This is a genomic window from Falsiroseomonas sp. E2-1-a4, assembly GCF_051433165.1.
Taxonomy (GTDB): Bacteria; Pseudomonadota; Alphaproteobacteria; order Acetobacterales; family Acetobacteraceae; genus Falsiroseomonas.
In genome coordinates, this window is sequence record NZ_JBHMFS010000009.1 from 154,912 (window position 1) to 169,214 (window position 14,303).

General features: G+C 70.4%; 12 protein-coding genes, 2 tRNA genes and 1 pseudogene. 9 read left to right on the forward strand and 6 right to left on the reverse strand.

The genetic code is table 11. The annotated features are described in order from the left end of the window. The first annotated feature begins 202 nt into the window (after positions 1 to 202). The gene (locus ACFHNC_RS12200) at positions 203 to 1,534 is read left to right on the forward strand and encodes a PRC-barrel domain-containing protein (protein ID WP_437169492.1); all 1,332 of its coding nucleotides are present in this window, start codon (positions 203 to 205) and stop codon (positions 1,532 to 1,534) included. Between the two features lie 77 nt (positions 1,535 to 1,611). On the opposite strand, the gene ACFHNC_RS12205 is transcribed toward ACFHNC_RS12200, so the two are convergent. Both ACFHNC_RS12205 and ACFHNC_RS12210 read right to left on the reverse strand, forming a co-directional pair. Continuing rightward, the gene (locus ACFHNC_RS12205; protein WP_437169493.1) at positions 1,612 to 2,256 is read right to left on the reverse strand and encodes a class I SAM-dependent methyltransferase; all 645 of its coding nucleotides are present in this window, start codon (positions 2,254 to 2,256) and stop codon (positions 1,612 to 1,614) included. Between the two features lie 539 nt (positions 2,257 to 2,795). Beyond that, a tRNA-Pro gene (locus ACFHNC_RS12210) sits at positions 2,796 to 2,872 on the reverse strand. A gap of 490 nt (positions 2,873 to 3,362) precedes the next feature. On the opposite strand from ACFHNC_RS12210, the gene ACFHNC_RS12215 reads away from it, so the two are divergent. From ACFHNC_RS12215 to ACFHNC_RS12225, 3 genes are read left to right on the forward strand one after another with little or no spacing between them, the layout of a single operon-like run. Further along, a complete protein-coding gene (locus tag ACFHNC_RS12215; RefSeq protein ID WP_437169494.1) occupies positions 3,363 to 4,352 on the forward strand; it encodes an alpha/beta fold hydrolase in 990 nt (329 codons plus the stop codon). A 42-nt stretch (positions 4,353 to 4,394) separates the two neighbouring features. Beyond that, the gene (locus ACFHNC_RS12220; protein ID WP_437169495.1) at positions 4,395 to 6,458 is read left to right on the forward strand and encodes a protein-disulfide reductase DsbD family protein; all 2,064 of its coding nucleotides are present in this window, start codon (positions 4,395 to 4,397) and stop codon (positions 6,456 to 6,458) included. 43 nt (positions 6,459 to 6,501) lie between these two features. Then, the gene (locus tag ACFHNC_RS12225; protein ID WP_437169496.1) at positions 6,502 to 6,813 is read left to right on the forward strand and encodes a hypothetical protein; all 312 of its coding nucleotides are present in this window, start codon (positions 6,502 to 6,504) and stop codon (positions 6,811 to 6,813) included. A 10-nt stretch (positions 6,814 to 6,823) separates the two neighbouring features. On the opposite strand, the gene ACFHNC_RS12230 is transcribed toward ACFHNC_RS12225, so the two are convergent. Both ACFHNC_RS12230 and ACFHNC_RS12235 read right to left on the reverse strand, forming a co-directional pair. Then, positions 6,824 to 7,072, reverse strand: coding sequence for a DUF3126 family protein (locus ACFHNC_RS12230; RefSeq protein ID WP_437169497.1), 249 nt, complete (start codon positions 7,070 to 7,072; stop codon positions 6,824 to 6,826). Positions 7,073 to 7,148: 76 nt separating this feature from the next. Beyond that, on the reverse strand, positions 7,149 to 7,472 hold the full coding sequence (locus ACFHNC_RS12235; RefSeq protein ID WP_437169498.1) for a hypothetical protein: 324 nt from the start codon (positions 7,470 to 7,472) through the stop codon (positions 7,149 to 7,151). Between the two features lie 142 nt (positions 7,473 to 7,614). Between ACFHNC_RS12235 and ACFHNC_RS12240 the strand changes: the two genes are divergently transcribed. From ACFHNC_RS12240 to ACFHNC_RS12250, 3 genes and pseudogenes are all read left to right on the forward strand, one after another. Continuing rightward, positions 7,615 to 7,704, forward strand: a tRNA-Ser gene (locus tag ACFHNC_RS12240). A 688-nt stretch (positions 7,705 to 8,392) separates the two neighbouring features. Then, a pseudogene (locus ACFHNC_RS12245) lies at positions 8,393 to 8,664 on the forward strand (alpha/beta hydrolase family protein). 15 nt (positions 8,665 to 8,679) lie between these two features. Then, positions 8,680 to 10,248, forward strand: coding sequence for an ABC transporter substrate-binding protein (locus ACFHNC_RS12250; RefSeq protein ID WP_437169499.1), 1,569 nt, complete (start codon positions 8,680 to 8,682; stop codon positions 10,246 to 10,248). Positions 10,249 to 10,520: 272 nt separating this feature from the next. On the opposite strand, the gene ACFHNC_RS12255 is transcribed toward ACFHNC_RS12250, so the two are convergent. After that, entirely contained in the window at positions 10,521 to 11,609 is a 1,089-nt protein-coding gene (locus tag ACFHNC_RS12255) for an AraC family transcriptional regulator (RefSeq protein ID WP_437169500.1), read from the reverse strand. A 14-nt stretch (positions 11,610 to 11,623) separates the two neighbouring features. Continuing rightward, a complete protein-coding gene (locus ACFHNC_RS12260; protein ID WP_437169501.1) occupies positions 11,624 to 12,043 on the reverse strand; it encodes a hypothetical protein in 420 nt (139 codons plus the stop codon). A gap of 597 nt (positions 12,044 to 12,640) precedes the next feature. Here ACFHNC_RS12260 and ACFHNC_RS12265 point away from each other — a divergent pair. After that, on the forward strand, positions 12,641 to 13,423 hold the full coding sequence (locus ACFHNC_RS12265; protein ID WP_437169502.1) for a dienelactone hydrolase family protein: 783 nt from the start codon (positions 12,641 to 12,643) through the stop codon (positions 13,421 to 13,423). A gap of 40 nt (positions 13,424 to 13,463) precedes the next feature. Continuing rightward, positions 13,464 to 14,102 (forward strand): LysE family transporter, encoded by a 639-nt coding sequence (locus ACFHNC_RS12270; RefSeq protein ID WP_437169503.1) that lies wholly within the window; start codon positions 13,464 to 13,466, stop codon positions 14,100 to 14,102. The last annotated feature ends 201 nt before the right edge of the window (positions 14,103 to 14,303 follow it).

Here is a 14,303-nt window from a genome sequence, read left to right on the forward strand (position 1 = left end):
GCAGGTCCGAACAGAAAGTACCGGATTCTGAACGAATCAACGCGGATTCAAGAACTCATTGGGCAGGGGGAAGACTTCCGAACGTACCAGCGGGGACCTCGTTCTGTCCTGGTCAGGTGACGAGAATGCCAGGTTGTCCACCGCATCTGCGGGGCGGCAGCCCGGGACCGGCCCAGCCGGACTTCTCATGAAAAAGGACACCATGCCCATGATGATCAACATGAACAGCCGGCGCATCAGCCCGATCCGCGCGACACTGCTGGCCACCGCCGCGACCTTTGCGCTCGTCGCCGGTTCCGCTGCGCAGGCGCAGCAGGCGCCGCAGGCGGGCGCCGCCCAGCAGCAGGGTGCCCAGCAGGCGGGCCAGCCGGGCTCCGTGCAGCAGGTGGAGCAGCGGCTGCGCCAGGCGCATCAGCAGCTCGGCAATGCGACCGGCCGCGCGCAGCCGCAGGCCGTGCAGCAGGCGCGCCAGGCGATCGACCAGCTGGGCCAGGCGCTTGAGCAGCGGCCGGCCGACCAGCGCGCCAGCCAGGGCAGCCGCACCCTCGACCAGCGCGTGACCGAAGCCCGCGAGACCCTGCAGGGCGATGCCGTCCAGGCGCCGCAGGCGCGGACCGCCGTGGAGCGCGTGCTGGCGGCCATGCCGGGCGCCCAGACTGCCCAGGCTGGTGGCACCCAGGCTGGTGGCACCCAGGCCGGTACCACCGCAGGTTCGCAGGTGCAGGCTTCCTCGACCCTGCAGGTAACCCAGGCGCCGCCGCAGGTGAGCGTGGAGCAGGGGACGCCGGAGATTACCGTGATGGTGCCGCAGCCCGAGATCATCGTCCGCCAGCCGGCGCCGCAGATCACGGTGCGGATGCCGGAGCCGCGGGTCGGCGTCCAGCAGGCGCAGCCGCAGGTCCGCGTGTCCGAGACGCAGCCGCAGGTGCAGGCGACCCAGGGCGAGGCACGCGTGCAGGTGCAGCAGGCGCAGCCGCGGGTCCGCGTGGAGCAGGCCCCGGGTCAGCCGCAAATCACCTTCGAGCGCACCGGTGAGCCGGTGGTCCGCGTCGAGCGCCAGGCGGCCGCCCAGCAGGGCCAGACCCAGGCCCAGCAGCAGCCGGCCGCGACGTCGCCGGCTCGTGGGGCGAGTGATCGCAGCACCGCGACGGGGGCCTCCGCCGTGCCGGCGCCGGCACAGTCCGGTGGCGCGACGCAGGCCGCGATGGGCATGCCGCTGGCGCGCGTCTCCAGCCTGGTCGGCACCAATGTCGTCGGCGCCAATGGCCGCGACTCCGGTGAGGTCGAGAACCTGCTGATCGACGGCAACGGCCAGGTGCGGGCCGCCGTGATCGAGTGGGGCGGGTTCCTCGGGATCGGCACGCGAGAGGCCGTCGTGCCGATCGAGCAGCTGCGCTTCGGTGCGGAAGGCGAGCGGGTGCGGATGGATCTGACCCGTGCGCAGCTTGAGGCTCTGCCCCGCTATGAGGCCGGCCAGGTCGCCAATTACGGTCGCCAGCAGGGCTGGGGCGAGGGCGTGCGCCTGCATCGCTGACGAGCCTGGCGCGGGCGGCACACCACGCCGCCCGCGCATCACGCCACGGGCACGGCCCGTGCGACGCCAAATTCGTTCTACCCGGCCACCTCCTGCCGCCCGGCAGGCAGGTGGTCGCTGGCGTGGCGGAGGGTGAACACCGCCATCTGGCTCGCGCCACCCAGCACCGTGTGCCGCCCCGCGATATCGTGCCGCACCACGTCGTAGCCGTTGCGTGCGGCAACGCCGGCAACCCAGCGCCCGAACATCGCCCGGTCCCATTCGAAATGATGGTCCGGATGGCGGAATCGGTGGCGCGGCACGCCGAGCAGCGCATTGAATTCCGCATTCGGCGTCGTGATCACGACCAGTCGCGGGCGCATCGTCCCGAAGACGGATCGCTCGATCGCCGAGAGATGCTCGGGCCGCACATGTTCGACGGTCTCGACCAGCAGGGCTGCGTCGAAATTCCGGAATGACAGCCCCACCTCGACCAGCGAGCCATGGATCAGGTCGATCTGGGCGCCGGTCCTGCACGGGGCGGCGTCCAGCCGGCCGCGCAGGCGGTCCAGCGCGGGGCGCGACAGATCGATGCCGACGATCCGCTGGATCCGTGGCTCCTCCGCCAGGCGGGTCAGCAGATGGCCCTCGCCACAGCCGAGATCGAGCACGGTCGTGGCACCGCTTTCCATGACGGCAGCATGCACCGCATCCAGCCGCTGCTGATGGAACCAGGAAATCAAATGGCGGACCTCCGCGCGCCGGCGCCCTTGCGCGTGGCGCCGGACATGCGCCGGTGGTCCAGTTCCTCGAGCCACGAACCCATGGGGTGTTCAACCCTGATGTGGACAGGCCAGGGGCCGTGCCGGATGCCTGTGGAGACATGCGATCTCCGCGTCCGCTTGGCCAGTCCAACATGGGGGGTATTTGCAGGATTGATGCGGCCGTTCGTGCGGGCGCGAAGGCCGGCCTCCGCCTGGCGCGGCCCAGATGCCGCGGCGCCCGGGATGGGATCGCGGAGTCGCTGCGGAATCCCGTCAGAGTGGTCGGCTGAGCCGCCGCACACCGTGGCGCCGGTCCATCGAGATGGCTGCCGAGGCCGGATTTGCCGGTGAAGTCCGGCGAACGGGCGGTGAAGCCGACGAACGCCCCTCGCGCGGAGCGCAAATCAGGCTGTCGCCACGCGCCGGCCGCCAAGTGCCTCGCAGCAGGGCGGGCAGGCCGGACACAAAGAACCCCGCCAGGACATTGTCCTGGCGGGGTGCTGCCCACCGCTTCCGATTGGTCGGAGTGAGAGGATTCGAACCTCCGGCCCCTGCGTCCCGAACACAGTGCTCTACCAGGCTGAGCTACACTCCGGCGGGTCGCGGTGAGGCGTCGGCTATAGCGAAGCCCCCGCCCCCCGGCAAGCGGGGGGCAGCCTGGCCGGTGTGCGATTTCTGCCCCGGCTGGGGCCAGGCCGGTCACGGCACCGCCCGGCTGCGCCCATCAGGCGCCAGATGCCGAGGAGCACCGGTCCCGCCAGCATGCACGACATGACCTTTAGCGACATCGACCCGGCAGGCCTTTTCCTCCCACCGACCCGGCTACGCCGCAATGAATCGCGTCTCTTTCTCCTCCGGCACCGTTGGCATCGACGGCCGCAACCGATCCTTTTGTCCCATTGCGTCATCTTCACATGCGTCGCAGGTTAAGCGCCTTACCCACCCCGGAGACCGCGCGATGGCCCATCGGAGCAGCAGCCCGCCGAGGCGCGTGGCGCCCCCGGCCCGGGGCGGCGTCCGTGACCTCGGCGCCGAAGCCGCGACCGCCCGCCCCGCGCGCCGATGAAAGCCTTTGGCTACGCCGCATGACGATACTCTGGTTGGCCCTGGCCGGGGTTGCGGTGCTGTCGCTTGCCGGCATGGGGTGGGAGGCATGGCAGGCGGCGCGCGAACGCCGGCGGATCGCGCCGCCAGGGGTCCTCGTCGACATCGGCGAAGTGCGGCTCCACGCGGTGCTGCAGGGCCGCCGCCTGAGGGTCGAGCAGCCGGTGCTGGTATTCGATGGCGGGCTGACCAATGGCAGCCTGGCCTGGCCCGCCGTGGTCGCGGCGCTCGGGCCGGAGTGGCTGTCCCTGTCCTTCGACAGGGCCGGCCATTTGTGGAGCGACCGGGCCGTTGGCCCGCGTGACGTGGAGGCCAGCCTGGCGGACCAGCGCGCCTTGCTGGCCGCGCTGCACCTGGCGCCGCCCTGGCTGCTGGTGGCGCATTCCTGTTCCGGCCACATCGCCCGGCTGCACGCGGCGCGGCATCCGGAAGAAGTCGCGGGGCTGGTGCTGGTGGAGACGATCCCGGCCGACCTCGCCGGCGCCATCACACAATCCAGCTTCGCGCGGTCCTTGTGGTGGAAGCTGCCGGCGGCACGGCTCGGCCTGTGGCGGCTGCGGCGCTGGCGCCAGGGCCTGCCGCCGCGACCGGCCCAGGTCACACCCGCCACCATGCAAGCCGCCTGGGCCCGGCTTTCGCAATCGCCCTGGGGGCTGGAGGCGACGCGTGCGGAACTCGCCTGCCTGGTGGCTGATACCGAGACCGTCGAGGCGGCGCCGCCGCCCTTGCAGCCCTGCATCGTGCTGGCCTCCACCCAGGGTGCCGTTGTCGTGCCGCGTGACCTGACGCCGGCTGTGGCGCATGAGTTGGCGCTGCTGGCACAGCGCAGGCTGGCGGCCCGGCTGCCGGGTGCGACGCTGCGCATCACCGCCGCCAGCGAGCATGAGATTCCCTGGCAGGCGCCGGAGGAGGTGGCGCAGGCGATCCGGGACCTGGCCGCGCGACTGCCGCCCGGGCCGCCCGCCGCCTGAGTCCGACCGCGCAAATTCCCCGCGGCATGCTATGTAGACAGCATGCTGCGCCGCACCGCCCTCCTGCTCGGCTTGAGCCTCGCCCTTCCGGCGCTCGCCCCCGCTTCGGCGATGGAGAGCGCCGCCGTCCAATCGCCTCGCGCCACGGCGACCCTGGTCGCGGATATGGCGGCGGTGGCGCCGGGCCAGGATTTCCAGGCCGGGTTGCGGCTGCGGCTGGCGCCGGGCTGGCACAGCTACTGGAAGAACGCGGGCGATGCCGGCGCCGCGCCGGAGCTGGACCTCGACTTGCCGGAGGGCGCCAGCGCCGGGCCGATCACCTGGCCGGCGCCGGAGCGCATCCCCTACGGACCGCTGGTGAATTACGGCTATACCGGTGAGGTGCTGCTGCCGCTGCGGGTGAGCCTGCCGGCCAGCTTGGCGCCGGGCGAGATCCTGACGCTGCGCGCGGAGGCCACCTGGCTGGTCTGCGCCGATGTCTGCATCCCGGAGGAAGGCAGCTTCACCCTGACCCTGCCGGTGGCGGATGCGGCGGTGCCGTCCCCCCTGGCCGAGCCTCTGTTCGAGGCCGCGGAGGCCAGCCTGCCGCGCCCACTGCCCTGGGCCGTGCGCGCCGGTGGCGGGGCAGGGCGGGCGAGCCTGACCCTCGCCGGCACCGGCCTGACCGCCGCGGCGGTACAAGACGCCTTCTTCTTCCCGGCCGAGCCGGGCGTGCTGGACAACACCGCGGCCCAGCCGATGCGGCTGCGCGACGGCAGCCTGACGATCGACCTGACCCTGCTGCCCGACGCCGCGCCCGCGGCGCTGACCGGCACGCTGGTGCTGCGCGATGGCGGCGGCCAGCGCGCCGCCTTCGACATCGCCGCGCCCATCACCGGCCCGGTGGAGCCGGCCGGGACCCTGCCGCTGTGGTACGCGCTGCTGCTGGCGCTGGCCGGCGGACTGGTGCTGAACCTGATGCCCTGCGTCTTCCCGGTGCTGGCGATGAAAGCCATGGCCCTGGCCCGCATGGGCGGCGCGGCGCGGGGCGAGATCCGCCTGCATGCGGCGGCCTATACCGCCGGGGTGCTGGTCAGCTTCGCCGCGATCGGCGGGCTGCTGGTGGCGCTGCGCGCGGCGGGCGTGGCCGCCGGCTGGGGTTTCCAGTTCACCGAGCCCGCCTTCGTCGCCGCCATGGCCTGGCTGGTGCTGGCGGTGGGGCTGAACCTTTCGGGGGTGTTCGCGCTTGGCCGCACGGTGGGTGCCGGGCAGGCACTGGCTGGGCGGGGCGGGCCGCTGGGTGCCTTTGCCACCGGCGGGCTGGCGGTGCTGCTGGCCACCCCCTGCACCGCGCCTTTCATGGCTGCGGCGCTCGGCGCCGCGTTGGTGATGCCGCCGGCGGCGACCATGGCGGTGTTCCTGGCGCTCGGGCTGGGGCTGGCGGCACCCTATGCGCTGCTCGGCGTGCTGCCGGGGCTGGCGCGGGCGCTGCCGCGGCCGGGTGCCTGGATGGAAAGGCTGCGCCAGGCGCTCGCCTTCCCGATGTATGCCACGGCCGCCTGGCTGATCTGGGTGCTGTCCCTGCAAGCGGGGCCGGATGGGGTGCTGTTCGGCCTGGCCGGCGCCGTGGTGCTGGCGGCCGGGCTTTGGGGGCTGGGCCAGGCGCAGCGCGCCGAGGGGCGCCTGCGGATCACCGGCACCGCGGCAGCCGGCGTGGCCGTGCTGGTGGCGCTGGCGCTGCTGCCGCGGCTATCCGCCGCACCCGCCGTGGCCGCCGCCGCCGATGCCCAGGCCGAGCCCTGGTCCGCCGCCCGCGTGGCGGAGCTTCGCGCCGCCGGCCGCCCCGTCTTCGTCAATGCCACCGCCGCCTGGTGCATCACCTGCCAAGTGAATGAGCGGGTGGCGCTGCGGGCGGCCGGGGTGCGGGATGCCTTCGCGGCGCAGGATGTTGCCTACCTCAAGGCCGATTGGACCCGCGGTGACCCGGCCATTTCCGCCCTGCTGCGGGATCAGGGGCGGGATGGGGTGCCGATGTACCTGTATTGGGCGCCCGGCGCCGCCGCGCCCCGCCTGCTGCCGCAGATCCTGACCGAGGATGTGGTGCTGGAGGCGCTGCGCGGCGCCTGACGCCGTCAATGCTCGGTTCACCAGCGGCGGCGCAGAGTGCGCCATGCGGCTGATCCTGACCCTGCTGATCCTGCTTCTGGGCGCGACGCCGGCCCGGGCGGAGGACCCGCCGGCCTGTACCTCGGCCCGCGAAGGGGCGGTGGCCTGCCTCGCCGGGCGGCTCTGCGTCTGCCGCTTCACCCGCGGTGGCACGATGACCGGGCGGCCGGACCGCCACGCCTGGGATTGCGGGATCTTGCGCCCGGCCTGCGGCGCCGGGATCGTGCCACCGGCCATGCCGTCAGCGCCGATGCCGGAGATTATGCTTCAGCAGAGCCTGCCGCCGGGTGCCAAGCCGGAACGCGGCCGATGGTGAGGCGCCGGCTTCAGCGCCGGCCGCGCGGGGGCGCGGCGGGGGCGGAGGCGGGCGGCAGGTCTTCCTCCAGCACCGTCAGCATCACGGCGTAGGAGACTTCGCCCTCCTCATCATCGCGATGCACCGTGCCGATCACCTCATCCTGCACCATGACCTCAACCGAAAGTCCGGGGCGGGCGGGGGCCAGCAGGGTGATGCGGTCCGTGGCCAGCAGGCGGCGCAGATAGGCCTGCACGCGGGCGATATCGGATGGCTTCATCCGTGGGGAACTCCAGTCTCATGCAAGCGGCCCCTATGCACCGGCGGGCGGCGCAGGTCGAGGCCGGTGCCGCGTTTCAGGGGGCGCCGCCGGTCATCCGGGCGAAAACCTGGCGGTCCTTGTTGTCCTGCATCAGCATGGTGAAGCCGGTGATGCTGTCGAGGCCAAGGCCGATGGGCAGGCCCGTGTCGGGGTCCGGCTTGATGCTGCCATAGGCCGCGCCGGTCATCTTTTCCCACTTTCCGGCCGGCTTCTTCACCTCGACATGCACGACCGTGGTCTTGAGGATCAGGCGGACGATCGCTTCCTTGGGCGCGCGCGGCTTGGTCAGGCTCGGGTGGCCGGCCAGCATCTGCCAGCCATTGGCGAGCGCCCAGGCGGTCAGTTCTTCCTTGTCCATGGCGTGATTCTCCCGAGGCCGGTGGTGCGATGCGTATGGTCGCCTCGGCGGACGCTGGCAACGCCGGGGCGCAAAATCGGCAAAGGGACCGGTGGCGGGGTTGCGGCGCGCGGGACGTCTGGTAGATAGCCCGCCTTGCGCAGGACGGGTGGCCGAGTGGTCGATGGCGCACGCCTGGAAAGTGTGTAGACGTGAAAGCGTCTCGTGGGTTCGAATCCCACCCCGTCCGCCAGACAAGCAACAAATCCGCCATTTTTTGACATTGTTATTGGGTCTCCCCACATCCTTCCCCACATCGCTTGGCGGCTGCGGGCGAACGGCGCCGGATGAAAGGCTACGTCAGAACGCAAACGGGACCCGGACCAGTGGCGTACCGTCGGTTCGAATCGCTCTCGGTCCGCCAGTTTCCCTGGGCGTCGCGCTCTCCGATGGACCGACCGCCGCGCTGACTGGCACGGTTCCTGGGGTGTTCCGAGGTGACCTGTTGACTGGCCTACGGCGGCGAAGCGCAGAAATCGCTCTCCAGGTGCCCGTTCTCTCCGAACCTATTGACCCGCCCGATTTAGTACGCCCGACAACACCCAAGCAGAACAGTGGTTTGCCGCAGCCGACCAACCGAGCGGTTCGCATCTCCGCTCGGCATCCGAGTGACCTCGATGACCAACTCTCGCACGTCCTCGGCCGCAGAGAGGACGTGGAGAAAGCGGCGGAAAAGTCGAACCAAAGGCGACTCTCGTGCTCGCGGCTGATATGCGGTGTTGAGGCGCAAGCAGATATCGCTGGCTAGCGCCCGAGATCGGCAGCTTCGCGCCTCCCGCCTCAACGGCCTTTTTCAACGAAATCCGCCCAGCACGGTCCGCCAGGGACGGGGGCGCACTGCTTGGCGCATCGCGCACCGCGCCGCCGAATACGGCGATCCCGTGCGGGACGCGGAACTGCTTGAGACCCTCTCCCCCCTGCACAAGGCCGATGCCATTGCCTGCCCGCTCCTCGTGGCGCGGGGGCTGACGGACCCCCGCGTGCCGCCGCATGAGAGCGAGCAGATCGTCGCGTCCCTGTGGCGGCGGGATATCCCGTGGAGTATCTGACCTTCCCCGGTGAGGGCCATGGTTTCCTCAAGCGCGACAACCGGCGGACGGCCTATCGCGCAGTCATGGCCTTCCTCGCGCGACATCTACTGAAGCAGGCCTGAGCCAGGAGACGAAGCATGCACCGCCGGACCCTGATTGCCGCCAACGCCGCCCTGTTGGCCCTGGCTCGCCCCACCCTCGCGCAGAACCCGACCCGCGTGCTGCGCTTCGTGCCCGAGGGCAATCTCAACAACCCCGACCCGGTCTGGACGACGACGACCGTCGCCCGGAACCACGGGCTGATGATCTGGGACATGCTCTTCGCACTGGATGAGAGCTTCACGCCCAGGCCGCAGATGGTCGAAGCGCATGAGGTCTCGGAGGACCGCCTGACCTGGCGCTTCCGGCTGCGCGAGGGACAGGTCTTCCATGACGGCGTGCCGGTGCGCGGCGCCGACTGCATCGCCAGTATTCAGCGCTGGGGCCGCCGGCGCCCCATGGGCCAGACGCTGCTCGAGCGCACGGAGGAGATGAGCGCGCCCGACGACAGGAGCTTCGTCATCCGCCTCAAGCAGCCCTTCGGTCTGATGCTCGAAGCCTTCAGCGACTCCTGCTTCATGATGCCGGAGCGGATGGCGAGGACCAACGCCTTCACGCAGATCAATGAATACGTCGGCTCCGGCCCCTACCGGTTTGTGCGGGATCAGTGGATCTCCGGGGCCCAGGCCATCTATCTTCGGAACGAGAACTACCAGCCCCGCCCCGAGGCGCCGAGCCTCATTGCCGGCGGCAAGGTGGCGAATTTCGACCGCGTGGAGTGGCGGATCATACCGGACTCCGCAACGGCCGTCTCTGCCCTCGGCAACAACGAGGTGGATTGGGTGCAGCAGCCCCAGGTCGACCTGCTGCCGTTGATGCGCCGCAACCGTAGGATCCGCGTTGCCGTCAACGACCGGATCGGTGTGACCGGCATGATCGCGCTGAACCATACGCAGCCGCCCTTCAACAACCAAAAGCTACGCCAGGCCCTCCTGCCCGCCCTGAGCCAAGAAGATTTCGTCACCGCGGCGCTGGGCAGCGAGCCCGAGCTCTTCCGCGTGCCCGTCGGCACCTTCACCCCCGGGATGCCCATGGCGAATGACGAGGCGATGGAGGTGCTAACCGGCCCGCGCGATCTGGCCCGAGCGCGCCAGATGGTCGCTGAGAGCGGCTACAACAACGAGCGCGTAGTACTGATGGCGCCGACGGATTATCCCGCGACTATGGCGCTCGCCCAGGTCGCGAACGCCCTGTTCAGGCGCCTCGGCCTGAACACCGAATTTGCCGCGATGGATTGGGGCACGCTGGTGCAGCGGCGCACGAGCAAGGAGCCGGTGGACCGCGGCGGCTGGAGCGCCTTCTGCACGACCTTTGAAGGCCTGACCGTTGCCGATCCTTCCACCCACGTCCCGCTGCGTGGGAACGGGCCTGCGGGCTGGTTCGGCTGGCCTGTCTCGCCGCGCCTCGAAGCGCTACGGAGCGAGTGGCTGGACGCGCCGGACCTCAACGCCCGCAAGTCCATTGCACGTCAGATGCAACGGATCGCACTCGAGGAGGTGCCCTACATCCCGACGGGCCAGCACTTCAACCCGACGGCCCATCGCACCAGCGTGCAGGACATCGTGCCGGCGTCTTTCCCGATATTCTGGGGAGCGCGGAAGGTCTAGGCCGGTGCAGGTAGCTTGCGGACTGGGGACCTCAGCCGGATGAGCGCCGATAAGGCCGAAAACGACCGCGCGGCCGCCATCCTAACGTGATTAGGGCTGCCGTGTGTGCGGTAGCTCCGAGAGTACCTGCGTTCGCACGCGGCGCAGCAGCGAGACGTCCCGCGTCAATGCCCCTTCGAGAGCGAGTGGCGTCCCATCACCGGCGTTGCCGGTCAGCAGGATGGCCGGCATGGCATGCTCAATGCCCCGAACGCCACAGAAACCAAGGTGGATCACCCACCACGCGCTCTGCCTGCTGCTATCTTGGCGCGAGCGCTTACAGAGCCCTCATTGCCGTGGGCAGTCTCCGATGGTGCCTCGCCGAAGCGGCGGCGATACGCGGTGGCGAAGCGTGCTAGGTTGGTAAAGCCGTGGCGGTGCGCGACGGCCGCCGCGGACGTGCCGCTGCTACCGGTCCGCAACTCCTCGCTTACCGCGTCCAGCCGGATCGCGTGCAGCGCGGCGAGCGGCGTCGTGCCGCGGAAACGCCGGAACACGCCGTGCAGGTTGCGCACGCTGCACCTTGCCGCAACGGCGACATCAGCGATACGGATCGGATTGGTGCTGTTAGCGCGCATGAACTCCTCAGCGCGCCGCACATAGGCCGGCACCGCGCATGGTGCCCCGATGTCCAACTGGTCGGTGTAGTTGTGCGGCACGGCGCGCAGCAGCAGGGTCACCAGGAGGTCGGTCATGGCGGCGAGCGCGACGGGATTGTCGGCCACTCCGTCAAGGCTCTGGAACTCGCCAAACACGGCATCCAACTGGCGCTTGAAGCTCACGGCCAAGCCGCAGGTCCAGTCCAGCCCAGGGGCGAACTCTAGCGGCCGGCGCAAGTCGCGGTCGAGTGAATGTTGCAGCGCCGCTTCAACCTCTGCCACTTTGAAACAGAGATTGGCACGGGCTCCGGCGTCACTGAACACCACCCGGGCGCGCGGGCTCGGACGCATGACTAGACCACGGCCTTCGCTGACGGTCGTCGCAGCGCCGTCCTGCAGTAGCGTCAGGGCGCCCATGCAGGGTATTACGACGACAAAGTTGTTGCTTTCGCCGCCGCTGAGCGTGACCTCTGTACTGAAGCGATTTGCAGCGAAGCACGCGTCGATCGTGCCAGCACAGCGATCTGCCATGGCGAAGATCGCCTCGTTGAAGCGCATGCGCCACAGCGCGCGGTCCCGCAGCTGATAGGCGTAGTTGCAGCTCACCCCCGGAAGCCGGGTGCTGATGCGCGACCTGGCAGTGAACTCCGTCGGATCGACGCTGCTTGTGGTCTTGAACTTCGCGGCCGCGGGAGAAGCGAGGAGGCGTGCGCCTAAGAACATCGGTTCCACTCCCGTCATCGGGAGCCATGCGAAAGATTTGGTGGCAGACGGCCGATCGCGCAGCGGTCTGTGCTGGCCAGACGCGTATCGGGCCCGAGACGGTGGGCGAGGCCGCCGGACGAGGCCGCGGTCGTCCGGTTGCCGCGCTGAACCAGCGTCAAATGGCCCTGCAGAGGCATCGAAAAGCCGAAGACATCGCTCTCGTCGCTGCTCACCGAAACCTCGGTCGCGAAGCGGCTCTCGCCGTGGCTTGCTCGCATGGCCCCTGCGCTGCGGATCGCGACGCCGAAAACCCGGCTGCCGAAGCGCATACGCCATAGCGCGCGATCCTGCAGACGGTTACAGTACTCGCGGCTTGATCCCGGAAGGCGGTCGCTCACGCGCGAACGTGCATCGATCTCCGCGGTGTCGCTTGCGGAGACGACCTTGAACATCGTCCGCGCTGTACTGTCGGTCGGAAGCGCAGGAATTCGCATGCCAACACCCCACCCTGAGCCGAGGCGCGCTGGTGCGCGAACTCCGGCCGCGAGGGCACGATAGACAAATTAGGCAGCGTTTGGAAAGAGCTGGCAACTAATTACGCGCCCCGGCTCCTTCAGGCCTCGACCCTACGCCGAGGCGTGGAAGGGTGGGAGGAGGCTGGAGCCCCTCCCTAAATGCGAACATTCTTCCAGGACCCACTGTCGCGCCGGAGCGCGAAGCTGCCCCGCCGTTCGCGACCGAACCCCGCGGCGCCACGCGGAACTGGCCGAGGTCGCGCGGTCGCGCCCGCGCGCGGCGGCGCTGCATGGCGATCCGTTGGCTGCGGAAGCTGCGAGCCGCGCCTGTGCCGCCGCGCTCAACCTCGCTCTCTTCGCCGACGTCGCGCGGGCGTTGGGGCCGATGCTGCGGCTTGCCTGGCGCCGTCGCTGCGGGCGGCACGCAACGCCGGTGAGCGCGGGGGACCTCGACCCATCTGAGCCCGGCGCGAGCCGGCGAAGGGTGGCGGGGCCCGGCGGCGCGCGATTGCCTGGGCACTCAACGCCGTCGCGATGGCCGCGATGCTTGCGATCGCGCTTCCCGCGCAGCATCGCAGCCTGGCAGCCGATCTGGGCACCGTGGGACTCCTCTGGATGCCGGAGGGTCCGGCGCCGTCCATGCCGACGGCCATGGTCGTCGCGCTGCACGATTCGACGGGCATTGACCCGCGCGGCTGGCACTACGCCGACCAACTCACGGCCGCCGGCATCGCGGTGCTGCATATCGAACTGCTGGACAGTTCCGCAGACGGGTCCCGGGCGGCCGTGGCAGCAGACGACGCTACCGCCGTAGGCACCCGCATGGCCATGGTGATGGGCATTCTCGCGGGGGACCCGCTCTTCGCGAGCGTGCCAGTCGGCCTTCTCGCGCTGGGCAGCGCCGGGCAGGTCGCGCTGCTTGCAGCCGCCGATCCCGCACATGGCGACCGCATCACCGGGGTCGCGCTTCTCTATCCGGGCTGCGCCAGCCTCGCCACCGCGATGGCCGAACACACGCCGCCCAGATCGCCGGTGCTGCTGCTGCATGGCGATGCCGACCCGGCCAACGTGCTTGCCGACTGCATCGGCCTTGCGGATCGGCTCGCCCGCTCCGCCCCGGTGCAGCGCCGCCAGTATGCCGGCGTAGGCTATGCGTGGGATCTCGCACCCCACGGGCCGCATGAGACGGTGAAGCTGCCCTGGCCCGGCCGTCCGGGCGCATTGGTCGCCGTGACCCACCGGCCCGAGGTGGCGGAACTTGCCGGGGCGCAGGTTGCAGCCTTCTTCGCCGCGCGCGTCGCAGCGCATCGCCGATGATGCTTCCGACGTCACGCGCCGGGCCGGGCGGTATGCAGCGGTGACGGCGGCGGAGATCGCGCTGGGGCCGGCCGCGGCGCTGGCCGGCTTCGCACTGGGCTACCTCGCGCTGATCGGGGCACCGGGGCCGAACATGTTCGCCATCGGCTCCGTCGCATCGCTGCGCGGCTTTCTGGGCGTGCTGCCGCTCTGCGCCGGCATCGCGGCCGGAGCTGGCACGCTGGCTGTGGCGCTGACGCTGGCCTTCGACCTGCTGGGCCACGATGCCGCCTGGGAACGGGTCGGGCGTCAGATCGGCGCGCTGCTGCTGCTGGCGTTGCGGGTCGCCTTCGCGCCGAAGCCGGCGATCCACCATGGCGTGGAGGCGCCGGCGCCCTCCGCGCGCGACTGCGCACTCGTCTTCGCCACCGGTTTCTTCGTGGCGGCCAGCAATCCCGCGACGGCGGCCTTCTTTACCGCGCAGTTCCTCGGGCCCGTGGGGGGCGGAAACGCGCTGCCCATGGTCCTGGCGATGGTGCCGCTGCTGGCACTGCTCGGCAACGCCGCCATCGCCGTGCTGTTCGCGCGCCCTGCCGCAAGGCGGCTGATGCAGCGCCGCTTCCGCCTGGCCTGCCTGATGTCCGCCACCGTGCTCACCGCCATGGCCGTGGGGCTGCTGCGCACGGTCCACCCGGTGTGAGCCATGGGTCAACCAACGCGCGCCGCAGGCCCGAGACGCGCCGCGCGCAACAGAAGGAGTCCGATGACGCCGTGGCAACGATCCCGCTCGGGCGCTTCTTCACCCACATCGCTTTCCGTCGCACGCTCGAGGGTGTGTTGCCGGGCACGGCGCCCTATTTCTGGAATGTCCGGCGGACCGCCAGACGCGCCTGTTCGGCGC